Below are 23,228 nucleotides of genomic sequence, written 5' to 3'. Positions count from 1 at the left end.
ACTAATAAAAGAGCCAATTATCATAAAGTTTTCTAGTCCATTTTGTTAGCAATCACCGCAGTTTACCTCCTCCAATTTGATCAAGCAACGATTCCTCTGCATTCCGCCCCACATTTCCTATTCCCTCGCCAAATGTGATACACTTTAGGTTGGAATTCTACGATTTATACAAGGAGTACGTATGCGCAAACCGTTGCATGAATATAAAATGCTGTATCTCGACGCCAGCGACACGCTGCTGACCGTGCCGGATGCGCGGCTATTGCTGCAGCGATATTTGGCCGAGCGCGGGCTCGAGTTCGATCCGGACCTGATCGGTGAACTGCTGGGCAAGGCGTTTCGTCAGCTTTATGACGAGAAGCCGCACGACCCGGCGCAGAGCGGCTGCTCGCCTGAATCGGATCGCGCTTTCTGGGTGGCGTTTTACCGTTATGTGCTGGAGCATTTGGGTGTGCATGAGGCATGGGCAGAGGCGCAGCTGCTGGCCTGCTGCAGCGAGCTGTACGATTTGTATACGGCCCCGGAGCAGTACCGGCTGTTTGATGACGTAAAAACAAGCCTGACGCGCGTGCGCGAGTTGGGCGTGCGGCTAGGCATTGTCAGCAATTTCGCTCCGACGCTGCGGGCCATACTGGCCGATCAGGGCGTGCTCGACTGGTTTGAGCCGGTCATTGTTTCGACCGAGGTCGGGCTGGAGAAGCCGGACCCGGCGATATTTCGTCTGGCGCTGGAACGGGCCGGGCTTGAGCCGGAGGACGTGTTGTATGTCGGCGATCACGTGACGAACGATGTCTGGTCTCCGAATCAGGTTGGCATCGACGCCGTGCGTATTCTTCGTTACGCCCGGCATACCGGGCCGGGTATCCGCTCGCTTATGGAGCTGCTGGAGCCGGGAGATGAATTTGAACGAAAGGACTTGAATCGCGATGAAATCCTCGATCATGGACGATCCGCAGAAGCATGAGCTGCATCGGCGGCGTCACTTTTCGATCCGGATCAATCTGTTTTTTTTCGTGACGTTTTTGCTGTTTTCCGTTCTGATCGTGCGGCTGGCGATTTTGCAGTTTGTGCATGGCAAGGAATATGCCGAGCAAGAGAACACAACGACGAACCGCGAGACGAAAATCGCGCCGATCCGCGGCAATATTTACGATGCAAACGGCGTGCCGCTGGCGTATACGGTGCCGGTGCAGTCGCTGTTTTTCCGCATTGAACCAGGGCAGCAGGATAAGGATGCGGTCATTGCGCTCGCGTACAAGCTGTATGACGTGTTCCAGCGCTTCGGCAAGCCTGACGGCAAAAAGCTGACCCCCGCCGACATCGTACTGGCGATGGATCTGGGCTATGACATCGATAAAAAGCCGGTCAAGGACCCCAGCTATTACTCCGTTCCCCGTAAAATCAAATCCGATTTGTCCAAGGAAGAGATGGCCTATCTGCTGGAGCATCGCGACGAGTTCAAATGGCTGGAGGTTACGGAGGAGAGCATCCGCACGTACGAAAAGGAAGACGACAATACGACGGTCGCGACGCAGCTGATCGGTTATTTGAAATCCTATTCGACGAAAAACGCTCAGGACATCTACGCCGACAATCCGAACAGCAAGGAATACCTGGATTCGGAATACGTCGGCTTCGACGGCATCGAGCGGATGTATCAGGATGAGCTGCGCGGCAAAAACGGCTACAAAACGTATCCGGTTAACGCGGCGATGAAAATTATCGGCCGTGCGACGATCACGGCGCCGACGAAGGGCAACAATCTGTTTTTGACCATTAACAAGGACGTGCAGCAGACGACGGAAAAAGCGATCAAGGATCAGCTCGACTGGCTGCATTCCGATGCTGTGCGCAACGATCCTTACGCGAAATACGGCGTAAACGCCAAATCGGGCTACGCCGTGGCGATGGAGGTCGACAGCGGCAAGGTCGTGTCGATGGCCAGCTATCCCGACTACGATTCCAACCTGTGGACGGGCGGCATTTTGCAATCGGACTATGAAGAGATTATGCCTTACGTGCCGAACGGCACGATTACGACGGCTTATCCGAAATATACGGACAAGGAACGGCCCAAGCATCCGTCCTCGATTGTGTTCATGGGCTCGACCGTCAAGCCGCTGTCCGTGATGATCGGATTGAGCGAAAAGCTGTTCACCCGCTACGACACGTACAACGATACCGGGGAGTTTTCGTTCGGCCGCACGAAAAGCACGATCACCAACTCCGACCGACACGCTTACGGCTTGTTGAATGCGACTTCGGCGATTGCGGTTTCGTCCAATACGTTCATGTCGGCCAAGGTCGGGATTCCGTTCTACAGCAAATATGGCGGCGAGGATCCGAAGGTTACAGCCAAATGGGCCGAATATCTCGGCAAGTTCGGGCTTGGCGTCAAAACGGGCAGCGGTCTGCCGCTCGAATATGCAGGCTCCAACGACTTTATCAAAAACGCGCAAAAAGACAGCTACCAGTCGGCGATGGTATACGCCTCGTGGGGCCAGAACGAAAAAACGACGACGCTCCAGCTGGCGCAATATGCCGCTACGCTGGCCAGCCGCGGCAAGCGGATGAAGCCGCAGTTCGTCGAGAAGATCACGAGCTACGAAGGCGAAGTGCTCAAGACGTTCCAGCCGGAGCTGCTTGAGGAAACGACATTCGACAATCAGGACTGGGATGCGGTCATTAATGGCATGAAAAGCGGTGCCGAGGGCATCGACACGCTGCCCTATCCGGTGGCTCGCAAAACGGGTACGTCCACGCAGGACGTGGCCGGCGGCCGTGTCGACAACGCGGTGTTTATCGCGTTCGCGCCGGCGAACAATCCGAAGCTGGCCGTTGCGGTTGTCGTGCCGGAGGGCGGGTTCGGGCGCTATGGCGCTTCGCCGATTGCGGCGAAAATTTTCGCCGCTTATGACGCGGCGAATGACGGTATTTTGACCAAAGCAGCAAGCGGCAGCTCGGTCAAAAAGTAAAGGGTTGATGATTCCGCAGCGGTGCGGCTCGCTTGGTGACAAGCGGCTGGCCGTTTGCGGTTTTTTTGTGCATGGTAAGCGGTTTATTTGCCCCAAGCCGTCACGTTACGGCGGGAAGCTGCATATACTGCGAGCAGAGGGAAAGCTTTTTGCTGGATTAAAAGTTGCCCTTGGGAAACAAAGATGCATGAGGGAAAGGTGGTGCTCGCGATGAAAAAAAGCCGGATTCCCGCCTCGCTCAAGCGTCTGATCATCACCGTTATTTTCCTGTGACCGAGCTTCGCCTGGATGAAAGATCTGGCAGGAGCGCTGGCGTTTGCAAAAAGCCGTGTCGATCGACTGCGATGCATGTTTTACCGGCAACTGTCCACAATAGAGGTGGAGGTGCGCCAAACGTGGGATACGGCTGGATGTTCGGAATGCTTTTGCTGCTGCCGTCGAATGCGGAAGCGGATGGATTTGCCATACAACATAACGGTTCGGGCGTAGCCGCCGTCAAGCGGGCTGATTATACACATGCACTGCTTGGCACGCCTTTGATCGATGACGAGCAGGTGCAGCGTTTGGCCGGCGAGGTGGAGAAGCGGGTTTACGAAAAACCGATCAACGCTACCATAGACGACAGCGGCCGGATCGTGCCCGAGCGTACAGGCTGGCGTCTGGATCGGCAAGCGTTTGTCACCCGCTTCTATGAGCGCTACTATGCGCAGGACGGAGCGCCGCTGGAGGCGCCGCGGCTGGCCGTGCACGCCAATGTCGACAGCGAGCTACTCGCGTTTATTCGCGTAAGGCAGATCGGCTACTATGTGACCTATTTCAATTCAAACAATTCAAATCGTTTTCACAATATTAAGCTCGCTGCCAAGGCGATTAACAATTATGTGGTCATGCCGGGCGAGACGTTTTCGTTTAATCGGGTAGTCGGCGTGCGTACGGTCGGCAAGGGATACAAACGCGCCCCGGTTATCGTGCGCGGCGAATTTTCCGAGGGGATCGGCGGAGGCATCTGCCAAATTTCTTCTACTCTGTTTAATGCCGCCGACCGGGCCGGGCTGGAGATTGTCGAGCGGTATTCGCACAGCCGCCGCGTACCTTATGTGCCCGAAGGGCGCGATGCGACCGTCAACTGGGGCGGACCGGATTTCCGTTTCGCCAATCGGTACAACCAGCCGATTCTGATTCGAGCTGCGGCGTTGCCCGGACAGCTTGTCGTGACGCTGTTTTCCTCGGATGTGATCAACTACAAGCCGCGGCATGTGCCGAGCGCATCGAAGCTGTTACCCGAGGAAATCGATCTGGACGTTGATGTTCAGGCGCAGCGCGAGCACAGGCAGTCGCTGCAACGCCGGCCATAACGCGCAAAAAGCTTCCAGGACTCGCCCGAACGGGCGGTGCCGGAAGCTTTTTTATGTGTCCAATGAAGCTCCTGCCTCCGCTCAGACCTCGGCTTGCGTCGACGGTCCTCTTCGGCCTACAGCGCGCCCGATTCCACCGCCGCTTGGCCCAGCGCTTCGGCGACGATGCGATATGAGGCCAAACGCGCCTCATGATCGTAGATTTGCCCGGCGACAATCCATTCGTTCGCGCCGGTCAGCTCCTGCAGCTCGGCCAGCCGCGAGCGCACAACTGCGGCATCGCCGACGACCGAAAAACGCAGCTGGCGCTCAACAATCATCTTCTCCTGCGGGGTCCACACCTCGTCCATGCTGGCGACGGGCGCGTTCAACAGCCCCGGACGGCCGCGGATGATGTTCAAGAACTGCTGCTGCTGCGACGTCGCGAGCCGCTGCGCCTCCTCCTGCGTAGCGGCGGCCACAATATTCACCCCGACCATCGCATAAGGCGCATCCAGCGCAGCCGAAGGACGGAAGCTGCTGCGATACAGCTCCAGCGCCTGCAATACATAGTCGGGGGCAAAATGGCTGGCGAAGGCGAACGGCAGTCCGAGCTGTCCGGCGAGCTGTGCGCTGAAGCCGCTGGAGCCGAGCAGCCAGATCGGGATCTGCAAGCCTTCGCCCGGTACAGCCCGTACACCGGGCATGGCCGTACCCAGCGACGGGTCGAGATAGCCGCGCAGCTCGCTAAGCAGCTCGGGAAAGTCATGCCCGTCGCTGCCCAAGCCGCGGCGCAGGGCGCGAGTCGCGGCGTGATCCGAGCCCGGCGCGCGACCGAGCCCGAGATCGATGCGCCCCGGATGCAGCGATTCAAGCGTGCCGAATTGCTCGGCGATGGCCAGCGGGGCATGGTTAGGCAGCATGATGCCGCCGGAGCCGACGCGAATCGTCTTTGTGCCGGCGGCAATGTGCCCGATGACGAGCGAGGTCGCCGAGCTGGCAACGCCGGGCATGCCGTGGTGCTCGGCCAGCCAGTAGCGCCGATAGCCCCAGGCTTCGGCGTGCCGGGCAAGGTCGAGGCTGCGGCGGAAAGCGTCGGCGGGCGTGCCGCCGGCGATAACGGGAGCGAGATCGAGCACGGAAATCGGCACACGGCCTTTTTGCACCGCGCCGGACTGCTCTTCGGATACGGAATGAGTCATGACGGTGGAGCCTCCTTGTCCTGAATCAAGCGCTAGGGCCGATTCAGGAGATATTCGTCTTTGTTCTAACGATAAACAAGTGCGTGCCGTTTTGCAAATGACCTCTTGGCTAGAAAAAAATGGCATTCGCCCTGATCACCGATTTTTTCCCATAAGGCCAAAAAACAGTTGGCCTGCCGCTAAAAACCGCTATAATGAAACTACTACACCTATAGAAACAGGGGTACAATCGTATGCAGTGGATGCAGGGTTATCCTTTTTATATGCTGATTGCCGCCGCGCTGGGTTTATTTTTGTGCGGATATTCGTACCGTTACCGTCATACGCCGGGGCGGCGTTTTTTTTGGATCATCGCGCTGCTGGCTTCCACAGTCATGCTGGCGACCGTCTTCGAGCTTATGGCGGGTTCATTTGCATGGAAGCTGTGGTGGCGCAATCTGCAGCAGGGGCCGCTGTTTTTTTGCGCCTTGTTTACCTATGCCACCGTCACCGATTTTCTCGGCAAATCCCCAGTGCGCATGCGCAGGCAGCTGACGCTGCTGTCCATTCCGATCGTGGCGTATATGCTGCTGATTTTTACCGATCCGCTGCATCACTGGATGCGCAGCAGCGTCGGGCTGACGGAGATGTGGCAGCTCAGTGAGATTCGCGTGCAGCCGACGCTGCTGAATATGATTTTTATCGTCTATAATCAGATGTTTTGCGTATTTGCCATTTTTGTGCTGGCAGTAAATTTACGCAATGCGCCGCGTCATTACTACAAGCGTTATGTGTGGTTGCTCGTCGGCCTGCTTATGGCCGTGGCGCCGATTTTTTTGCTGCCGGTGCTCCCGGTGCGAGTTTTGGGTGCGACCGCACTCAGCTTTGTGCCTTCAGGCCTGATCATGTATTACGCCTTGTTTCGCTACCAGCTGCTTTCGGTCTGGCCGATCGCCAAGGATAAAATGTTTCAGAGCATGAAGGACGGTATCGTGCTGACCGATCCGTTCGACACCATCGTCGATGTGAACGCCGCTGCGGAGCGGATGCTGCTGGTGCTGAGCGGCGAGCCGGCAGAGGCAGGCGAAGGCTCCGGCGGCACTCCGACAGCGCTCGGCCAGCCGATCCATCGTTTTTTGAAAGGAAAGCTGGAGCTGGCGGCTGCATACCGCAGGCGCGGAGAAACGACGCTGGAGGTGGATTTGCCGAACGATGTCTGCTACAGTGCTGCGTTAACCCCGGTAGGCCGCAAAGCGAACGGGCCGAGCGCCATGCTGCTGATGTTTTCGGATATAAGCGATAAAAAGCGCTATGAGCGCGAGCTGATGCAGCAAGCCGCGGTCGACGAGCTGACGGGGCTGCATAATCGCCGGTATTTCTTGAGAAAGGTGCGGGAGCGGCTGAAAAAAATCAGCTCTGCGGCTGCGCTGCTGCTAATCGATATCGATGATTTCAAAACGATCAACGACAGCTACGGCCATGCGGCCGGCGATCGGGTGCTGACGGAATTTGCCGGGCGGCTGAAGGCGGCTTATGGCGGCAAAGGAGTCATCGGGCGGATTGGCGGCGAGGAATTCGCCGTGCTGCTGACCGGACTGGACGCCGAAGAAAGCCTGCGTGAGGCTGGGCGATTTCTGGAGCAGCTGCAGGAGCGCAGCTTCACGCTTGACGGGCAGCGGCAGGTGACCGTCACGGCGAGCATTGGCGCGGCTCCGGTCGGTCCGGGCGGCAATACGTTCGAGGAGCTATATCAGGATGCCGATGCAGCCCTGTATATGTCCAAAAACAACGGCAAAAACAAGGTGACGTTAAACGGGGAATAAGGCGGCGCAAATGTCGGCTAACCGAAGGTCAGTGCGGACGGACAAGCGGTATGGGGAGTGGATGGACGATGACGGACAACCAGATGGGCAGTCGAGCCGTAGTTGAAGCGCAGTACCGTGACGACAGAGGCACAGTCGTTATTTCGAGCGATAGGGGTCGCGTTGACGGAGAATTCGTGTTTGCTTATATGCACGAGCATATGTATTGGGCCAAATCGCTGACTTTGGAGGCTTTTCGGCGTGCGTTGCAATACTCGGCGCTGGTGTTTGGCGTCTATGCGGATGGCAAGCAGATCGGATTTGCCCGGGTTATTTCCGATTGCGCGACGTTTGCTTATTTGACGGATGTGTTTATTGTCGCCGAGCATCGCGGCCGGGGATTGTCCAAGCAGCTGCTGACCAGCATCGTTGCGCATCCGCAGCTGCAAGGCTTGCGCCGCTTCGTGCTTGTTACAGAAGACGCCGAAGGGCTGTATGCCAAATTCGGCTTTACCCGCATGGCGGACGCCGATCATTGGATGCAAATATTCCGCGAATAGACCGGCGCCGGCAGCGTAAACGCCGATTCAACAGCAAAAAAGCGCGATAGATCAGGCAGTAACGCCTTTTCTGCTCGCGCTTTTTTGCGTGCGTGTGGTATAGCGATAGCCGTGCAATGGCTTAATAGACCGCCTTTTTACGCATAAACAGTACGGCTGCGCCTGCAGCAATCAGCACAATCGCCAGAATCGGCTGCCCGCCGAACAAGCTGCCCAGCAAATAGCCGACGGAGAAGACGCCGAAAAATACGACAGCCAGCACCGCCAGAATGTTGATCGGAATGAGCAGCCATTTGTTGCGCCCGCCGAACCAATACAGCTCGAACAGGCCGACTGCGACGGCGAGAATGAAGCCCGGCCACAGCAGATGCCACAGGTCAAACAGCATCGAGAGCTGGCAGACGATGCCGGCTGTGAAAAGGATGCCCCCGGGAACCAGCACGCCGACGCCGCGGCGCTGCAAAATGAAGAAATACAGCCAGTGGAAAAACACGCCCAGCGGCAGGACGAACAGCGACGGCCAGAAGTAGGTGAAAATGCTGCCGGTATGGAACACCGGCTGGCCCTTGAGCAGCATGAAAACGCCCAACAAAATGAGAATCGGCCCCAAAAAGGCGCTGCGGTTTACGTTCAATGTACTCGCTCCTTTGATCTGTTTTGGATGTAATTTCAGCTTATCATGGGCGGAGCAAGCCGTCTTCCTGCCGCGGTGCGGGAGTCGTCTCGGGCTGGAGACTGATTTTTTGGGGGGCAAGCCGGTGAAATTGGTGTTGACTCTCACGTTACGTGATACCCTATAGTAAGTGGTGAAAGGAGGTCGACCTCATTTTCATGAAAGTCAAGGAAGTGGCCGATCTTGTCGGCATCAGCGTGCGCACGCTGCATCATTACGATGAAATTGGACTGTTGACGCCCGACCAGACGACGGAAGCCGGCTATCGGCTGTATTCGGACGCCAACCTGGAAACGCTGCAGCAAATTTTGTTTTTTCGCGAGCTGGGCTTCCCGCTTGGGCAGATCAAGGATATTCTTTCGAGTCCTTCGTTTGACCGCGAGGAAGCGCTGGCGATGCATCGCCGGATGCTGGTCGACAGGCGGGCCCGGATCGAAAGTATGATCGAAACGATTGATAAAACCATTCGGCATTGGAAAGGGGAACTGGACATGACGCAACAGGACAAATTCAAGGGCTTTGACTTCGGTCATAATCCGTATGAGCAAGAAGCGCGGGAGCGCTGGGGAGACAAGGCTGTCGACGATTCGAAGGCCAAATTGAACGGGATGTCCGCAGAGCAGCACAATCAGCTCGGTCAGGAAATGAATGCGATCTACTTTAGGCTGGCGGAGCTGCGCGGCGGCGCGCCGGATTCGGAGGAGGCGCAGGCGGCGATTCAGGCCTGGTACGATTTTCTCAACCGGATGGGCAGCTATTCGCTGGAGGCGTTTCGCGGACTGGGGCAAATGTACGTGGACGATGAACGCTTTACGCGCAACATCGACCAGTTTGGCGAGGGCTTGGCGCTGTTTATGCGCGATGCAATGGCCGTATACGCCGACCGCAACGGCTAGGACTCCCCATTTTGCGCTGTTCATGCAGCCGGAGAAACGTTAAACGCAAGAAGCCAACAATTGACGATTCACATCTATTCACGCTGAAAAAGGGGCTGTTCCACCGCGATGTCATGGCGGCGGGGCGGCCCCTTGGGCTATAGCGGCCAAAGCCGATAGCCCGCCAGCTCCGCGAGTCCGTGCAGGAAGATGCGCACCGCGAAGTAAACGAACAGCAGCGCGGACAGCAGCGCCAATATGCGCACGGCACTTGCGCCGAGCATGGCGCCCGACAAGCTGCTGAAAGCGGCCATCGCCAGCGACCAGAGCAGCCCGGCGACGAAGAAGCCGGACATGAAGCTGGTCAGCTCGGCGCGGCCGACCTGCATCTGGCCGAGCATCGGTCCGGCGACGAGCGCGAACCAAGCGACCGCGCTTGGCGACGACAGGGCCAGACCGATGCCGGCGGCAAAATCGCGCCCGTAACGTTGCGGCCGATAAGCAGCTTGGCCCGGTGCCGCTTGTCCGGCAGCGCTGGCGCCGGCAGGCTCTTTGGCGCTGGCGGTTTCAGCTGCCGCGGCGGCATCTGCGCGGGCCGCTTCAGGCGCGCTGCGTAAACTGCGCAGCATTTTCCAGGCCAAATAAAGCAGGAATCCCGAGCCGGCCAGCCACAGCGTCCATTTGACGGGGGCGAGCTCGAAGACGGCGCTGACCCCGAGTAATGCCAAGGACAAATAAAACAAATCCCCAAAGCAGGAGCCGAAGCCTAGCATGAAGGCCGCCCCGAAGCCGCGCTCCATGCCGCGGCGCATTAACGCGACATTGACGAGGCCGAGATCGAAGCACAGCGAAAGCGAGAACAAAAAACCTTGCGTAAAGGCGTGAAGCGCACTCATGTATGGACCCCTTCTTGGAGAGTGTGCAGTTGAATTTGAGCGGAAGGCTGGCCTCCGGGGAATGACTTGAATCGCGGTAAAAGAAAATAATCCGCTCTGGTTAGCGCCACGGGCGGATTATTGCTTTCTAAACATACCATAAGAAAGTTATGGTTTCAATATATGGAAAAAATACGGGGCAGATCAGAGTGGCCGTTACAGGCCCAAGCCGCCCAGCGTGCGCAGCCGTACCTGCTCGATGCCGGCGATCAGCGGCCGGGCTTTGGCAATCAGCGAGCGTGTTTCTTCCAACGCCAGTGAAGCCTGATGAGCGGCAGGATCCCGCCATACCTCCGTCACCCAAATGGCATCGGGCTCGTCCTCCGACAAATTAATGATGTACAAATAACAGCCGTCGGCTGCTTCAACCGCGTTGGCTGCTTCGAGCAGCAGCGCCGCGAGCTCGTCGCGTTGTCCCGGCTGAGCCGTCAGCTTGCCGTATAAACCGAATTTTTCCATGTTTATATCCTCCCTTTCGCCGATACCGGCCATAGCTGTTTGACAGTTTCGGTATTAGTATACCTTAGATTGGCTGACAAGTACGGTCAGTCATGGGTGCGGCTTTCTTATTAACAGTCTGGGGGCAAGATATGGTATACTAATGTATCGCAAATGACCGTGAGGAGTGAGAGTCGCCATGTGTGGGATCACCGGCGTAATGTATTTTGAAGATAGAGAACCGGCGCTGCCGATGCTGCAGCAGATGACGGATGTCATTCATCACCGCGGTCCGAACGATTCGGGCTTTTGGACCGACAATCGGATCGGGCTGGGATTCCGCCGGCTGTCGATCATCGACTTGGCGGAGGGGCATCAGCCGCTGGCCAACGAGGACGACTCGGTCTGGATTATTTTTAACGGTGAAATTTATAACTATAAAGAGCTGCGCGCCATGCTGCAGGATCGCGGCCACCGCTTTCGTACGCATAGCGATACGGAAGTCATTGTACATATGTACGAGGAGTACGGCGAGGATTGCGTCAAGCATCTGCGCGGCATGTTCGGTTTTGTAATCTGGGATAAACGCAAAAAACAACTGTTTGGCGCGCGCGACCACTTCGGCATCAAGCCGTTTTACTATCATGTCAACGACCGACAGTTCGTCTTTGGCTCCGAAATCAAGAGCCTGCTGGCGGCCGAGGGCATGAACCGGCTGATTCATACGGACAGTCTGATGAATTATTTGACCTTTCAATACGTGCCGGAGCCCCATACGATGTTCTACGGCATCCAGAAGCTGCCGCCTGCTCATTACGTCAAAGTGACCTATGACGGGGAAATGACGATTCAGCGTTATTGGGACCCGATGTTCGAGCCGGTCGACCGTCCGTTCGAGGAGTATGTCGAGCAGCTTCGCGAGATGCTCAAGGATTCGGTGGCGCACCATATGGTCAGTGACGTCGAACGCGGCTGCTTCCTGTCCAGCGGCATCGACTCCACGGCGATTGCTACGCATATGCGCAACATCGAGCCGATTCGCACGTTCAGCGTCGGCTTCGAAGGACCCAACAATGAAACGACGATTGCGGCGCAGACGGCGCAGGCGCTCGGTACGGACCATTATGCCAAAATCATCACCAAGGAAGACTTCTTCGCTTGCTTGCCGCGCGCGGTCTGGCACCAGGATGAGCCTGTGGCCGATCCTTCGGCCATTGCTTTGTACCACGTTGCGCAGCTGGCGCGTGAGCATGTGACCGTCGTGCTCTCCGGCGAAGGCGCGGATGAGCTGTTCGGCGGCTACCGGATTTACCGCGAGCCGTTGTCGCTGGCGCCGGTCGAGCGGCTGCCCGGCAGTGTGAAACGGATGCTCAACCGGCTGGCGCGGATGATGCCAAGCGGCGTCAAGGGACGCAACTACTTGCTGCGTGGCACGACACCGCTGGAGCAGCGTTTTATCGGCAACGCCAGAATTTTTTCCGAGGATATGAAGGCCGAAGTATTGCGTCTCGACCGCGAAATGCTGCGCTCTTACAAGAATCCGCTGCAAATCGCCGGCGATTATTACGCCAAAACCCGTCATCTTGATCCGGTCAGCCGGATGCAATACATTGACCTGAACCTGTGGATGCCCGGCGATATTCTGATGAAGGCGGACAAAATGACGATGGCCCATTCGCTGGAGCTGCGCGTGCCGTTCCTCGACAAAGAGCTGTACGAGGTGGCGCGTCGCATTCCGGCCAAATACCGGATTGCCGGCGGCACGACGAAGTATATATTCCGCAAAGCGATGGAAGGCATCATTCCCGATTTCATTCTTAACCGGCCGAAGCTCGGATTTCCCGTTCCGCTGCGCGATTGGCTGAAGGGACCGACAGGCGGGGAGCTGGTCGAGCAGATCAAGGCTAGCGGCATCGAGGATTACATCAATATGGCGGCAGTGGAGCGTCTGGCGCAAAAGCATCGCAGCGGACAAGGCGATTTTGCCCGCCACATCTGGACGATTTATATGTTTGCTCTGTGGCATACAACTTATATGGATGAGCTGCCGGTACGCACGGCAGCAGCCGTCAACTAGAAGAAGGAGCGAATTACGACATGACACGATACAAGCTGCTGGCGCTGGATATGGACGGCACGCTGCTGAATGAAGCGAAGGAAATTTCTGCAGAAAACAAACAGGCGATTGCCGAAGCTCAAGCTGCCGGCGTTACCGTTATGCTGGCCACGGGCCGGGGGATGCGCAGCATTGTGCCCTATATAGAGGAATTGGGCTTGACGTCGCCCATTGTTGCTGTCAACGGCAGCGAGGTGTGGAGCGCGCCCGATACGCTGCTGCGCCGCCAGCTGATGGACCCCGAGTATGTGCGCAGGCTGCATGCCTTGGCCGTTCGTCATAACACCTGGTGGTGGGCGTATGCGGTCGACCGTCTGTACAATCGCGACGAATGGACGGAGCAGCTCGACAGCGTGGAGTGGCTGAAATTCGGATTTTATTATGAGGATGTGCGGATATTGGCCGAGGTGCGCAACATCGTGGAAAGCTGGAAGGAGCTCGAAATTACGAACTCGCATCCGTACAATATTGAGCTGAATCCGCTCGGCGTCAGCAAAGCCAGCGGCCTGGCCGCGGTTTGCGAGCTGCTGGGCATTACGATGAACGAGGTTGTAGCGATGGGCGACAGCGAAAACGATGTGGCGATGCTGCGGGCCGCCGGACTTGGCGTTGCGATGGGCAATGCGCAGGATAGCGTCAAGCTGCTCGCCGACCGGGTGACGGTGACGAATGAAGAACATGGTGTCGCCGAGGTCATTCGCGGGTATATCTTGGTAGATTAGCCGGTTCGCCGGCTTATGGGAGCAGGTGGGACGAATGGATATTGTGGGCTGGATTTTGGTTATTGCCTTGTTCGCAATCGGGATGGCCGGTGCGGTGTATCCGGTGCTGCCGGGGGTATTGGCGATTTATGGCGCTTTTTTCCTGTATGGCTGGCTGATCAGCTTCGAACCGTTCACGTGGCTGTTCTGGCTGCTGCAAACACTGATTGTCGTCATTATTCTGGTAGCCGATTACGCGGTAAGCGCGATGGGGGTCAAAAAGTTCGGCGGCTCGCGCGCTTCGGTCATCGGCAGCACAATCGGGCTGATCGTGGGGCCGTTCGTCATTCCCGCGTTCGGACTGATTCTGGGCCCGTTTATCGGCGCGGTGATCGGCGAGCTGATCATTGGCACATCCTGGCAGCAGGCGCTGCGTGTCGGCTGGGGCTCGGTGCTCGGATTTTTCTCCAGCGTTGTGGTCAAGGTTGTGCTGCAATTGGTGATGATTGTGTTATTTTTGCTGTGGGTATTGCTGTAGCGCCGGCAAGCGCGTTGGACAAACAGGAAAGAAGGAACGACGGTGACAAAGGATTCTTTGGTCAAAGGCACGCTGATTCTGACCGTAGCCGCGCTTGTAGCGCGGTTTCTCGGCGTTTTTCAGCGTATTCCGCTGGTCCATTTGCTCGGCGACGCCGGCATGGGCAGCTATACGATTGCGTTTAACTTGTATTCGACGCTGCTGGTGATCGCGACGGCAGGTATTCCCAGCGCGCTCAGCAAGCTGATTGCCGAGAAGACGGCGCTGGGCCGCCAGGCCGAAGCCGACCGCATCTACCGTGCGGCGATCTGGTTTGCGCTCGGCGCAGGGGTGGTCATGGCAGCGCTATTGTATGCGCTCGCTCCGTTCTACGCGGAGAACATTTCCGGTGATCCGCGTGCGGTGCTGGCGACGCGGGCGATTGCTCCGGCGCTGCTGATGTTCCCGCTGATTGCGATTATGCGGGGGTATTTTCAAGGCCGTCGGCATATGATGCCGAACGGCGTGTCCCAGGTCGTGGAGCAGGTGTTCCGCCTGATCACGGCCGTGGGTCTGGCCTACGCGCTGCTGGGCGTCAGCGCGGAATGGGCCGTCGCCGGCGCTTCGTTCGGCGGCGTCACGGGCGGCATCGCAGCGCTGGCGGTCATGGCGTATTACGCCATGAAGCTGGCTCGCAGCGATGCCGCGGCTGGCGCGGCGGCTGGGGCCGCGCCGGGACAAGCCGCCGTCGCTGCCGGTGGCGACGGCGCTGTAGTGCCTCTGCCGGTCGGGGGCAGCGGCGGCGCAGCCGTACCCGGAGAGCCGCAAGGGCGGCTCGGGTACGGGGCGATTTACGCCAGCCTGCTGAGGCTGGCGGTGCCGATCGTCATCTTCTCGGTGACGGTGACGCTCGTTTACAACATCGACTCCTCGATCATCATTCCGCTGCTCAAGGGCCGATTCGGCGAACAGGGCGCGCTGGAGCTGCTCGGCATTCTTGGGGGCCGGGCCCAGTCGTTGGCCGGCATTCCGATTATTTTGGCGATTGCGTTAAGCCAGTCCGTAGTGCCGATCATCTCTGCAGCGTATTCGCGCAAGGAGCTCGATACGGTCGGCCGCCAGACGACCCGGGTGCTGCAGCTGTCGCTGCTCAGCGGCTTGCCGGCTGTACTGATGATCAGCGTTGCAGCGCGTCCGCTTGACGGTTTTATTTTTGGCTATGAAAATTCAGCGATGGGTCTTTCCCACGGGCCTTCGATGATAGCGTTGCTGACGCTCAGCGCGATGTTCCAGATCGTCATGCAGACATCCGGTGCGGTACTGATGGGGATGGGCCGGATGAAGCCGCTGATGCAGCACGTGGCTTACGGCATCGCCGTCAAGCTGCTCGGCAGCTTTGCGCTGGCTCCGTGGTTGGGCATCTATGGCATTATTCTCTCGACAGGACTGTGCTTTATCGTCATGACGGCGTTCAACCTGCGCTCGCTGCGCAAAGAAATCCGCTTTAACGTGCTGGGCAAGCGATGGAGCGGTTTGCTGCTGACAAGCGCCGTCATGGCGGCAGCGGGCCTGCTGGTCGAAATGGCGACGCATCGTTACCTGGATACGGGCATTGCCCGGATGACCGAAGGCATCAACGCTGTGCTCGTTTGCGGGGTTATGCTGATCTTGTATCCGCTGCTGTTGATGGCCACTAAAGTGGTCACCAAAGACGATGTCAAAAGCTTTCCGGCCCCGCTGCAAAAGCTGATCGCCAGAGCCGGCCGTCTGCTTGGGCGCAGATCAGGTTGATTGGAGGGCGCGACGCGTTTGAGCAGCTTGGCAGCAGGCTAGTTGGGCAAGCCGCGTTTTTTGATACCGCAGCGGCGTGATTTGCGTCAGGGTTTATGTGGCAGACATCCACCCCCAGTGGACATTTTGCTCGATTTGTCTTTTAAATAGTGGACATGAGAGCATAAGTAGCCTCTCAACTTACCATTTTCTGAAAACACAATATACAGTTGTGTTGACGGTCATCAATGCCATATATGGACGGTCCGGCGATTCCGAAATGGTGAGCATGCAGGGGGAGGCCGTGTCTTCTTTTGAAAAGACAAAATCGGGAAAATGTCCAATCCCACAGGACAACTCGCCCGGCAGTCGAATACAATCTCCTCACCGTGCACGTCAACTGAGCGCAATGCCGCCATTCGGCGGACAAATTAAAGGGTCAATACCCTTTGTGCTTTATTCCTAGTTGAGATACGTGAAATTAAGCATATACTATAATGTCGATTTTCCTCCTGTATGCCGGGAGAGAGAATCGACATTTTTTGTAAGCTGCTGCCGATGAGACGGTGAACAAGACAAGGCTAGGGCCAAGCTATGGAAGCTTTGGTGAATATGCGCTCTGGAGCGGGACAGCGCATTCAAGGCTGAGGCCAATCCCCGGGACGGGCTTCTTCGGCGCGTCCACCTGCGGCCAAAGCTTCCGCTGCCAGCACAGCCAGCTCGATGGCATTTAAACCGAGCAGGGCGTCGGCGGTAATATCGAACGGAAACGGGAGCGGAATAGTTTGTAAAAAGGCGGTCTGTTTGAGGCTGTTGAACCAGTCGCCGGGCTCCGCCGACGCTACCTTGCGGTCGGGCCATGCCCGCGCCAGCTTGGGGCTGTAGAGCGGTTCCGCTCCGGGCCGCAGCTTGCCGCCGTCGAGACGCTCCTGAAATTTGGCTTCAGGGGCGGTTTTGCGTGTGGCTGCGAACAGATGAGGCCAATAGTCGGCGCGCGAGCCGGTATGTGGCGTTTGCTCTGCGAACGCCACGACGCCGCGGTGGACGGCCGGAATGCCGAACAACAGGGCGTACAGCTTTTTACCGAATTCAATCCGCTCCGTCAAGTTGGAGAAATTTTCGAGAATCAACCCGGCCAATCGAAGCGAACCGGCTTCACCGCCGCTTTTTCGCAAATCGGAAGAAGGCTCCGGCGTGCCGCTTCCCGCCGTGGTCTCGTATGGAAACACTACAGGATTAAGCTGAAGCCAGCCCTGTGTTTTGAACAGCAGCGTATCGAGCACGCTTGCTTGAAAATGCGGCGAGCGAACGACCCGTTGTTCGATATAATGCTGCTCGTTAATGATCAGCGCAACCGTCAAGGGCGCGGATTCGCCATACGTCCAGAACTGCTGCCAGACGGGCGTCATGAAGGCCGAGACGCCGAAATGCGGCAGCAGATGCGCAAGGCTTCGCCCGCGCCGCCGGCTTTCCCGATACAGCAGCAGCTGCGGATAAGCGTCTTGAAAAATCAGCGCGTTGGCCCGCTCCAACAGCGCAAACAGCGCTTCGGTCGTCCTGCGGCTGAGCAGCCGCGGCAGCAGCTCGCCGCGCAGGTCGGTCATGGACCAGCCCCCGTTGCGCGAGACCATATGAGCAAGCAGCGCCCAATGCAGCTCGGGATGGCTGCTGTAAATTTCCCAATACGCTTCGGTGCGCGTCACGTTATTGCGGTTGTGCCGAGCGGTCTGCTCACGGATGCGGGCGGCAATCTGCCGTTCCTCAGCGCTCAGCCGCGGCAGCGGTCCCGCACCTTGGCGCAGCTGACGCTGCCAGACCAGCTCCAGCCGCCGAATCGCGGCCGGTGCGATATCCAGCAGCTGTGCATCCTTGCTTAGCTGCGCTGAGGTTAGCAGCGCACCCGCCCGGCCCAGCAGCAGCTCCAGCCCCGCAACGGGAAGCTGAGCCAGCCGCCCGAGCAGCTTCTGGCAGCGGCGGACGAAACCGCCCGATTGTTTCATCGATTCGCTCATGCGCCCTCCCTGACGATGCCGCATGCCGGCACCTTCGTTGTTGCGTACTCCGTCCTGTTATCCGCGCCGCGCGTGACTTCTTGTGACGCACCGTGCGCGATCCTGAAGGCCCATCGACTCGATAGTGCCGCCGAATATGCTACTCCAGGCGGCGCGCCGTGAAGGCCCTGAAGGGAGCTGCACCGCGGACATGCGGTTCTATTATTTGCCTTTCTAGCCATATATATGACGAGACGCTGAACGTGGTTTCTGCTTTCTGGGGCGAAGCCGCGGGGGTTGTTTTTCTGCTGGAGATTACGCTGGAGTCTTGTTATAGTTTTACTAGAAGTCCGATGAAAAACCAGTGTCCTCCGGTCGATAGCGGTTTCCACTCGCTGTTGTAGCCGGATTTTTCGATGAAATGACCCCATTTGGGGTGAAAATCCGCCTACAAAGGCGACCGCTGACGCTGTTCCAACTCCCTATCGATTCTCCGGCAACTTTTCAGCGGACTTCTAAGCGGATCATGGAAGGAGCCAATGATGGAATGAAGCGAACGTTTGGGAAAAAAGCGGCCGGAGCCGCAGCGATGGCGCTGCTCACAGCGCTTGTCGGATGTCAGAGCGTGGGCGGCGTCGATGTCAAACAAGCCATGCTGCAGGCGCTGGACGCGCCGTCGAGCCGTTCCGAGCTGCAGTTGACCGTACAGCTGACACCGGCGGCAGGCTTGACGAACGAGCAGCAAGCCAATCTGCCCAAGCTGCGCGAGCTTGCCGTGGATGTGCCCGTCATTCTCCGGGCGGACAAGCAGCACGTATCGTATGAAGGCGAGCTGCGGACGCCGGAGCGGACGGCTATGCCGTTCCAGGCTTATGTAGACGGCAACGATTTCATTATGGAGCTGGCTGGCGCCAATAAGCCGATCGTATGGCATGCCGGGCTGCCGCAAAGCGTCGATGCGGCCGGCGAGGCCGGAGCGCTGCTGCAGCCGGTGCTTGCCAAGCTGCAGCAATCGGTTGCCGCTCATCTTGACGAGCTTACGCCAGCCTTGATCAATTGGCTGGTTGCCAATGCGCCAAATCCGCCGACGATTGCCGTGACACCGGAGAAAGTGACCGTTCACGGGGAGGAGTTGGCAGTAAGCAAGCTGCATATAGCCGTCGGCACCGGGGAGCTGGGTCCGTGGCTGAAGCAGCTGCTGGGGCGGCTTAGGCAGGATGAGACGGGAACGAAAAAGCTGCTTGGCGATCTGTACGACATTGTCGGGCCTGACCTGCTGGCTGCCGATTCCGGATTAAGCCCGCTTGTACGCTCCGTACTGAGCAGCAAGGAGCGCTCCGTAGAGCTGCTGTACACTACCGTGCGGGATCGCGTGCAAAGCGGAGGGGCGGCGCTGCTGACAGCGCAAGCAGGCACCATCAACGGCGCTTCCTTGCAGCTGGACCTGTACCTGGATGAAAGCAATCAAACGCGCAAGGGAGTGCTGGAAGCTGCGTGGCCGCGGCTGGATGCTGACGGCAAATCGGTCGCTACCGTTACCGTCAAAGCGGACAAAGAACTGTGGGACATCGGCCAGCCGGTGACGGCGAAGCAGCCGGTCGATACGGCCGGTGCGCTGGAGCTGGGTAGCGGTCATGCACTGAATCGCACACAGCTGCTGCATGTGTTTGATCCGCAAAGCGAGACGTTTCGCTTTCTCAAGGAAGACGTCAGGCTCGCGGCGAAACATGTGCGTATGGTCATGGGTGCGGACGCGGGGAGCGATCCCGGCGACAGCGGCCGGCCGTTTATCCGCGGGGGCGTGACGCTGGTGCCGGCCCGTTACGTCTCGGAGAATCTCGACGCGAATATTGCCTGGGACAACGCGACGCGTCAAGTCACCATTACCGACGAGACGAGCGGCGAGCGCATCGTGCTGACGATTGACAGCCGCATGGCGCTGGTCAACGGACAAGAGGTTGAGCTCGAGCAGCCGGCGACGATTACTGGCGGCAGCACCTATGTGCCGGTGCGTTTTATCGCCGAGCAGCTAGGCGCGCACGTCGGCTGGGATGCGGTCTCGCGCACGGTATCGATTGTGCGGGAGTAGCGCGTCAGTGTCAGGAAAAAAGCATGAATGGGAGGTCTGCCTGATGGTAGACTTCTTTTTTATCTGTGGGATCGAGTAGTAGTCTAATAGTCCTGAATTTGTGAGTTTGTGATCTAAATGTTAATCTTTCCCGTTCTAAGGGTACATGGTTGTAGAAAGGAGGTGAATACATGCGCTATTCTGATTGGCTGACAAAAAGCCGATCCCTTAGGAATTTTGGTGGAAGCATTGCATCACAATAAAGAGCACTAGCCCCTCCAGGCCAGTGCTCTTTTCTTTTGCCATAACGATTGATGTATAATCAATATAAATCCTTCGGTATTCAAGACAGGAGCGATCATGGGTGTTTAAGGAAATCGACGAGAAAAAACAGGTGCTTGACCAAAAACGACCCTTGCCCGTACATACTTTACGAAGTATCCGCGAGCATTTAATCGTAAACTGGACCTATCACTCCAATGCAATTGAAGGGAATACACTCACGTTATCCGAAACCAAGGTAGCTCTTGAAGGTATCACCATTGGCGGAAAGACCATTAAAGAGCATCTGGAGGTCATCAATCATAAAGAAGCCATCCTGTATGTAGAGGATATTGTCAGGCGGCAGGAGCCGTTGTCAGAGTGGCAGGTAAAGAGTATACATCGGCTTATTCTCAAAAGTATTGACGATGAGCATGGGGAGCTTACCGAAAAGAAAATGTAATCATTAGCGGGGCCAAGCATATTCCGCCTGATTACTTTCAAGTAAAAGCCTTTATGGAAGAACTCATACACAACTACGATCATCACTGGCAAACTGCTCTGCATGCGGTGGAGCGGTCAGCTTACCTTCATGTTGAATTTGTGAAAATTCATCCGTTCATCGACGGAAACGGCAGAACGACGAGGTTGTTGTTGAACCTTGAATTGATGAAAAACGGTTACCCACCCATTGTAATTGAAAAAGAGGATCGGGCTGAATATTACTCAGCGCTGGATCTCGCACATACTACAGGTGATCATACGCCATTTGTGCGGCTGGTTACCAGAACGCTGGATAAAACCTTTGATTTTATTTGCGGTTGATCTGAGTGGGGGCTAGGCGCAAAAACAAGAGGTGCTCTTAAAACGCGTTCACGCGTCTTTGGAGCATCCTCTTTGTCGTGTTGCCGGCCGGCCGGCGCGAAGCCGCCTGCCATTCGTTCACGGAGCCGATTCGTCGTCGCGACTCGGCTCCGTTCCAGTCCCGCCGCTTGCGCCAGGCTTCGGCAGGCGCCCGGCCCGCAGCAGCGCTTCCCGCAGCAGAAACTCGATGTGTCCGTTGACGCTGCGGAATTCATCGTCCGCCCAGCGCTCCAATGCCGCGTAGAGCTGCGGATCGAGCCGGAGCGGGAAGTTTTTTTTCGGAGCCATGGGTCTAGTACAACGTTCCGGTATTGATGACCGGACTTGCCGAACGGTCCGAGACAATCGCTACCAGCAGATTGTTGGTCATCGCTGCTTTTTTCTCTTCATCCAACTGCAAGCCGTCGGCCTCCAGCTTGGCGATGGCCATTTGCACCATGCCTACGGCGCCATCGACGATAATTTGCCGCGCAGCGAGAATCGCTGATGCTTGCTGGCGCTGCAGCATGGCGCTGGCGATTTCGGTCGAGTAGGCCAGATGCGTCAGCCGGGATTCCACGACTTCCACGCCGGCGACCGACAGACGCTGCTGCAGCTCAGCGCTCAGCTCCGTAGCGACTTCGTCGGCATTGCCGCGCAGCGAGTAGCCGTCGCCCTCAAAGCGGTCATACGGATATTTGCTGGCGACGTGGCGCAGCGCAGTTTCACTTTGAATTTCCACGAATTTCTCGTAATTGTCGACGTCAAACAGCGCTTTGGCCGTATCGACGACCTTGAACACGACTACAGCGGCAATTTCAATCGGATTGCCTTCCACATCGTTAACCTTCAGCTTGACGCTGTTGAAGTTGCGCACGCGCAGCGACACCTTGCGGCGGATCGAGAACGGCACGACCAGCCAAAGCCCGCTTTTGCGAATCGTTCCGAGATAGCTGCCGAAAAACGTCACCACCGATGCTTCATTCGGCTGCACAACCGTAAAGGTCGAGCTGAACAGCACCGCCAGTACGAGCAGGACGATGCCCGAGGCGACATATTCCTGCGCGAGCAGGTAAATGCTGACGGCGATCGCAAGCAGACAAAGCACCAATCCCAAAAATCCGTTGACCGACCATGTTTTCTTTTCTTTCATGGAATCAGCTCCTTTATAATGGAATAACCAGAACGAACCAAATATCTTTTTAATACTTTTTTGATATTTTTATGATATCATTTTTTACTGTATCTGTAAATAGGTTTCGTGCGACTTGACAGCCATTTCCTGTCGTGCTATAAGTGAATCAATTTACGAACAACAAATGAGGTGGACGCGATGCGCAAAATATCCAATGATGAGCTGTTCCAGAGCTTTATTGCCGGCGACGGCTTGAGCGTGGCTGTTTTTAAAACGACATGGTGCAAGGACTGCCACTACATTGAGCCCTTCATGCCAGATCTGGAAGCGGCGTATGCCGGGCGGATCGAGTTTGCGGAGCTGGATCGCGACGAGGTGCCGGATCTGTGCGAGCAACTGGGTATTCTCGGCATCCCGAGCTTCATCGCTTTCCGCAATGGCAAGGAAGTCGTGCGTTTCGTCAGCAAGCTGCGCAAAACGCGCGAGGAAATCGAGCAGTTTCTTGACCGGGCGCTGCAGGTGGCCGAGGCGCTGCCGGGGGTCTGACAGCTGCCGGTAGGCCGATGCCGCGCTGCAAAAGCTGCGTTCGGTGTGGCTGGCGAAATTTTTTTCCATTCATGTAGAAATCGCCGCTGCTGCTTCGTCATTGGAATGAGAGCGGCCGAAATCGCTCCGATTACGAATCAGGGGGACGACGAGCATGCATTACACACTGTTGTTTTATGAAACGAAAGAGGAATTCGCGGAACGGAATGATCCTGAACGAAAAGCGACCTATTTGGCCGGCTGGGCGCATTATGTGACAACGCTGCGCGAAGCCGGCATCGTCGTCAGCAGCGCCGGACTGGACTTGCCGGAAACGGCGGCCAGCCTGCGTCGCAAGGACGGGGAGCTGCTGGTGCAGGACGGGCCAATCGCCGAGGCGAAGGAGCAGCTTGGCGGATTTTTCATTCTCGACGTGCCGGATCTGGATACGGCTATGGCCTGGGCGGCGCGTTGTCCCAATAGCGCGGTTGAGGTGCGTCCGAATTTGCCGCCGCTGCGGGGGTAACG

20 protein-coding genes and 1 pseudogene are annotated in these 23,228 nt (G+C 57.2%); 14 read left to right on the top strand and 7 right to left on the bottom strand.

All coding sequences use genetic code 11. The features are described 5' to 3' along the window. Positions 1-181: 181 nt before the first annotated feature. The 3 genes from B5M42_RS13310 to B5M42_RS13300 all read left to right on the top strand — a co-directional run bounded on the left by B5M42_RS13310 (position 182) and on the right by B5M42_RS13300 (position 4,330). A complete protein-coding gene (locus B5M42_RS13310) occupies positions 182-964 on the top strand; it encodes an HAD-IA family hydrolase (protein ID WP_134750969.1) in 783 nt (260 codons plus the stop codon). Next, a complete protein-coding gene (locus B5M42_RS13305) occupies positions 927-2,975 on the top strand; it encodes a peptidoglycan D,D-transpeptidase FtsI family protein (RefSeq protein WP_134750971.1) in 2,049 nt (682 codons plus the stop codon). The genes B5M42_RS13310 and B5M42_RS13305 overlap by 38 nt, the downstream gene beginning before the upstream one ends. A 410-nt stretch (positions 2,976-3,385) precedes the next feature. Next, positions 3,386-4,330 (top strand): VanW family protein, encoded by a 945-nt coding sequence (locus tag B5M42_RS13300; protein WP_134751184.1) that lies wholly within the window; start codon positions 3,386-3,388, stop codon positions 4,328-4,330. A gap of 116 nt (positions 4,331-4,446) precedes the next feature. On the opposite strand, the gene B5M42_RS13295 is transcribed toward B5M42_RS13300, so the two are convergent. Beyond that, positions 4,447-5,511: an LLM class flavin-dependent oxidoreductase gene (locus tag B5M42_RS13295; RefSeq protein ID WP_134750973.1), complete on the bottom strand. Its 1,065-nt coding sequence runs from the start codon at positions 5,509-5,511 to the stop codon at positions 4,447-4,449. A gap of 233 nt (positions 5,512-5,744) precedes the next feature. On the opposite strand from B5M42_RS13295, the gene B5M42_RS13290 reads away from it, so the two are divergent. Together B5M42_RS13290 and B5M42_RS13285 are read left to right on the top strand one after the other, a co-directional pair. Continuing rightward, a complete protein-coding gene (locus tag B5M42_RS13290; protein ID WP_134750975.1) occupies positions 5,745-7,313 on the top strand; it encodes a sensor domain-containing diguanylate cyclase in 1,569 nt (522 codons plus the stop codon). A 68-nt stretch (positions 7,314-7,381) separates the two neighbouring features. Further along, positions 7,382-7,852 (top strand): GNAT family N-acetyltransferase, encoded by a 471-nt coding sequence (locus B5M42_RS13285; RefSeq protein ID WP_230632891.1) that lies wholly within the window; start codon positions 7,382-7,384, stop codon positions 7,850-7,852. Between the two features lie 121 nt (positions 7,853-7,973). On the opposite strand, the gene B5M42_RS13280 is transcribed toward B5M42_RS13285, so the two are convergent. Beyond that, positions 7,974-8,486, bottom strand: coding sequence for a hypothetical protein (locus B5M42_RS13280; RefSeq protein WP_230632890.1), 513 nt, complete (start codon positions 8,484-8,486; stop codon positions 7,974-7,976). A gap of 191 nt (positions 8,487-8,677) precedes the next feature. Here B5M42_RS13280 and B5M42_RS13275 point away from each other — a divergent pair, with 191 nt between their 5' ends. Next, entirely contained in the window at positions 8,678-9,421 is a 744-nt protein-coding gene (locus tag B5M42_RS13275) for a MerR family transcriptional regulator (protein WP_134750977.1), read from the top strand. A gap of 137 nt (positions 9,422-9,558) precedes the next feature. Here B5M42_RS13275 and B5M42_RS13270 read toward each other — a convergent pair whose 3' ends face one another. Further along, a complete protein-coding gene (locus B5M42_RS13270) occupies positions 9,559-10,296 on the bottom strand; it encodes a LysE family translocator (protein ID WP_134750979.1) in 738 nt (245 codons plus the stop codon). Between the two features lie 195 nt (positions 10,297-10,491). Continuing rightward, positions 10,492-10,794 (bottom strand): putative quinol monooxygenase, encoded by a 303-nt coding sequence (locus B5M42_RS13265; protein ID WP_134750981.1) that lies wholly within the window; start codon positions 10,792-10,794, stop codon positions 10,492-10,494. A gap of 178 nt (positions 10,795-10,972) precedes the next feature. Here B5M42_RS13265 and asnB point away from each other — a divergent pair, with 178 nt between their 5' ends. The 4 genes from asnB to B5M42_RS13245 are packed head-to-tail and all read left to right on the top strand — an operon-like array spanning position 10,973 to position 15,898. Then, a complete protein-coding gene (gene asnB, locus B5M42_RS13260; protein WP_134750983.1) occupies positions 10,973-12,850 on the top strand; it encodes an asparagine synthase (glutamine-hydrolyzing) in 1,878 nt (625 codons plus the stop codon). Between the two features lie 20 nt (positions 12,851-12,870). After that, entirely contained in the window at positions 12,871-13,611 is a 741-nt protein-coding gene (locus B5M42_RS13255; protein WP_134750985.1) for a Cof-type HAD-IIB family hydrolase, read from the top strand. A gap of 34 nt (positions 13,612-13,645) precedes the next feature. Beyond that, positions 13,646-14,128, top strand: a complete 483-nt coding sequence (locus B5M42_RS13250) for a DUF456 domain-containing protein (RefSeq protein ID WP_134750987.1) — start codon at positions 13,646-13,648, stop codon at positions 14,126-14,128. Positions 14,129-14,170: 42 nt separating this feature from the next. Continuing rightward, on the top strand, positions 14,171-15,898 hold the full coding sequence (locus B5M42_RS13245; RefSeq protein WP_134750989.1) for a putative polysaccharide biosynthesis protein: 1,728 nt from the start codon (positions 14,171-14,173) through the stop codon (positions 15,896-15,898). Between the two features lie 617 nt (positions 15,899-16,515). Here the strand turns inward: B5M42_RS13245 and B5M42_RS13240 are convergent. Continuing rightward, positions 16,516-17,889: a DUF2515 domain-containing protein gene (locus B5M42_RS13240; RefSeq protein ID WP_230632889.1), complete on the bottom strand. Its 1,374-nt coding sequence runs from the start codon at positions 17,887-17,889 to the stop codon at positions 16,516-16,518. Between the two features lie 526 nt (positions 17,890-18,415). Here B5M42_RS13240 and B5M42_RS13235 point away from each other — a divergent pair. Continuing rightward, the gene (locus B5M42_RS13235; RefSeq protein WP_167689706.1) at positions 18,416-19,957 is read left to right on the top strand and encodes a copper amine oxidase N-terminal domain-containing protein; all 1,542 of its coding nucleotides are present in this window, start codon (positions 18,416-18,418) and stop codon (positions 19,955-19,957) included. A gap of 343 nt (positions 19,958-20,300) precedes the next feature. Beyond that, a pseudogene (locus tag B5M42_RS25745) lies at positions 20,301-21,022 on the top strand (Fic family protein). Positions 21,023-21,139: 117 nt separating this feature from the next. Here B5M42_RS25745 and B5M42_RS13225 read toward each other — a convergent pair. Together B5M42_RS13225 and B5M42_RS13220 are read right to left on the bottom strand one after the other, a co-directional pair. After that, positions 21,140-21,349, bottom strand: a complete 210-nt coding sequence (locus tag B5M42_RS13225; RefSeq protein WP_134750994.1) for a hypothetical protein — start codon at positions 21,347-21,349, stop codon at positions 21,140-21,142. 4 nt (positions 21,350-21,353) lie between these two features. Next, a complete protein-coding gene (locus B5M42_RS13220; protein WP_134750996.1) occupies positions 21,354-22,193 on the bottom strand; it encodes an SPFH domain-containing protein in 840 nt (279 codons plus the stop codon). 171 nt (positions 22,194-22,364) lie between these two features. Between B5M42_RS13220 and B5M42_RS13215 the strand changes: the two genes are divergently transcribed. Together B5M42_RS13215 and B5M42_RS13210 are read left to right on the top strand one after the other, a co-directional pair. Beyond that, positions 22,365-22,721 carry a thioredoxin family protein gene (locus B5M42_RS13215; RefSeq protein WP_329959311.1) on the top strand — a complete coding sequence of 119 codons (357 nt, stop codon included), beginning with the start codon at positions 22,365-22,367 and terminating at the stop codon, positions 22,719-22,721. Between the two features lie 154 nt (positions 22,722-22,875). Then, a complete protein-coding gene (locus tag B5M42_RS13210) occupies positions 22,876-23,226 on the top strand; it encodes a YciI family protein (protein ID WP_134751000.1) in 351 nt (116 codons plus the stop codon). The last annotated feature ends 2 nt before the right edge of the window (positions 23,227-23,228 follow it).

The organism is Paenibacillus athensensis (assembly GCF_004514475.2).
GTDB lineage: Bacteria > Bacillota > Bacilli > Paenibacillales > NBRC-103111 > Paenibacillus_AL > Paenibacillus_AL athensensis.
This window is presented reverse-complemented; position numbering and strand designations above follow the sequence as displayed.

Excerpts from the sequence above, each read along its gene's own strand:
- B5M42_RS13310 (WP_134750969.1), top strand. The coding sequence starts at position 182 with ATGCGCAAACCGTTGCATGAATATAAAATGCTGTATCTCGACGCCAGC.
- B5M42_RS13305 (WP_134750971.1), top strand. The coding sequence starts at position 927 with ATGAAATCCTCGATCATGGACGATCCGCAGAAGCATGAGCTGCATCGG.
- B5M42_RS13300 (WP_134751184.1), top strand. The coding sequence starts at position 3,386 with ATGTTCGGAATGCTTTTGCTGCTGCCGTCGAATGCGGAAGCGGATGGA.
- B5M42_RS13295 (WP_134750973.1), bottom strand. The coding sequence starts at position 5,511 with ATGACTCATTCCGTATCCGAAGAGCAGTCCGGCGCGGTGCAAAAAGGC.
- B5M42_RS13290 (WP_134750975.1), top strand. The coding sequence starts at position 5,745 with ATGCAGTGGATGCAGGGTTATCCTTTTTATATGCTGATTGCCGCCGCG.
- B5M42_RS13285 (WP_230632891.1), top strand. The coding sequence starts at position 7,382 with ATGACGGACAACCAGATGGGCAGTCGAGCCGTAGTTGAAGCGCAGTAC.
- B5M42_RS13270 (WP_134750979.1), bottom strand. The coding sequence starts at position 10,296 with ATGAGTGCGCTTCACGCCTTTACGCAAGGTTTTTTGTTCTCGCTTTCG.
- B5M42_RS13265 (WP_134750981.1), bottom strand. The coding sequence starts at position 10,794 with ATGGAAAAATTCGGTTTATACGGCAAGCTGACGGCTCAGCCGGGACAA.
- asnB (WP_134750983.1), top strand. The coding sequence starts at position 10,973 with ATGTGTGGGATCACCGGCGTAATGTATTTTGAAGATAGAGAACCGGCG.
- B5M42_RS13255 (WP_134750985.1), top strand. The coding sequence starts at position 12,871 with ATGACACGATACAAGCTGCTGGCGCTGGATATGGACGGCACGCTGCTG.
- B5M42_RS13250 (WP_134750987.1), top strand. The coding sequence starts at position 13,646 with ATGGATATTGTGGGCTGGATTTTGGTTATTGCCTTGTTCGCAATCGGG.
- B5M42_RS13240 (WP_230632889.1), bottom strand. The coding sequence starts at position 17,889 with ATGAGCGAATCGATGAAACAATCGGGCGGTTTCGTCCGCCGCTGCCAG.
- B5M42_RS13235 (WP_167689706.1), top strand. The coding sequence starts at position 18,416 with ATGAAGCGAACGTTTGGGAAAAAAGCGGCCGGAGCCGCAGCGATGGCG.
- B5M42_RS13225 (WP_134750994.1), bottom strand. The coding sequence starts at position 21,349 with ATGGCTCCGAAAAAAAACTTCCCGCTCCGGCTCGATCCGCAGCTCTAC.
- B5M42_RS13220 (WP_134750996.1), bottom strand. The coding sequence starts at position 22,193 with ATGAAAGAAAAGAAAACATGGTCGGTCAACGGATTTTTGGGATTGGTG.
- B5M42_RS13210 (WP_134751000.1), top strand. The coding sequence starts at position 22,876 with ATGCATTACACACTGTTGTTTTATGAAACGAAAGAGGAATTCGCGGAA.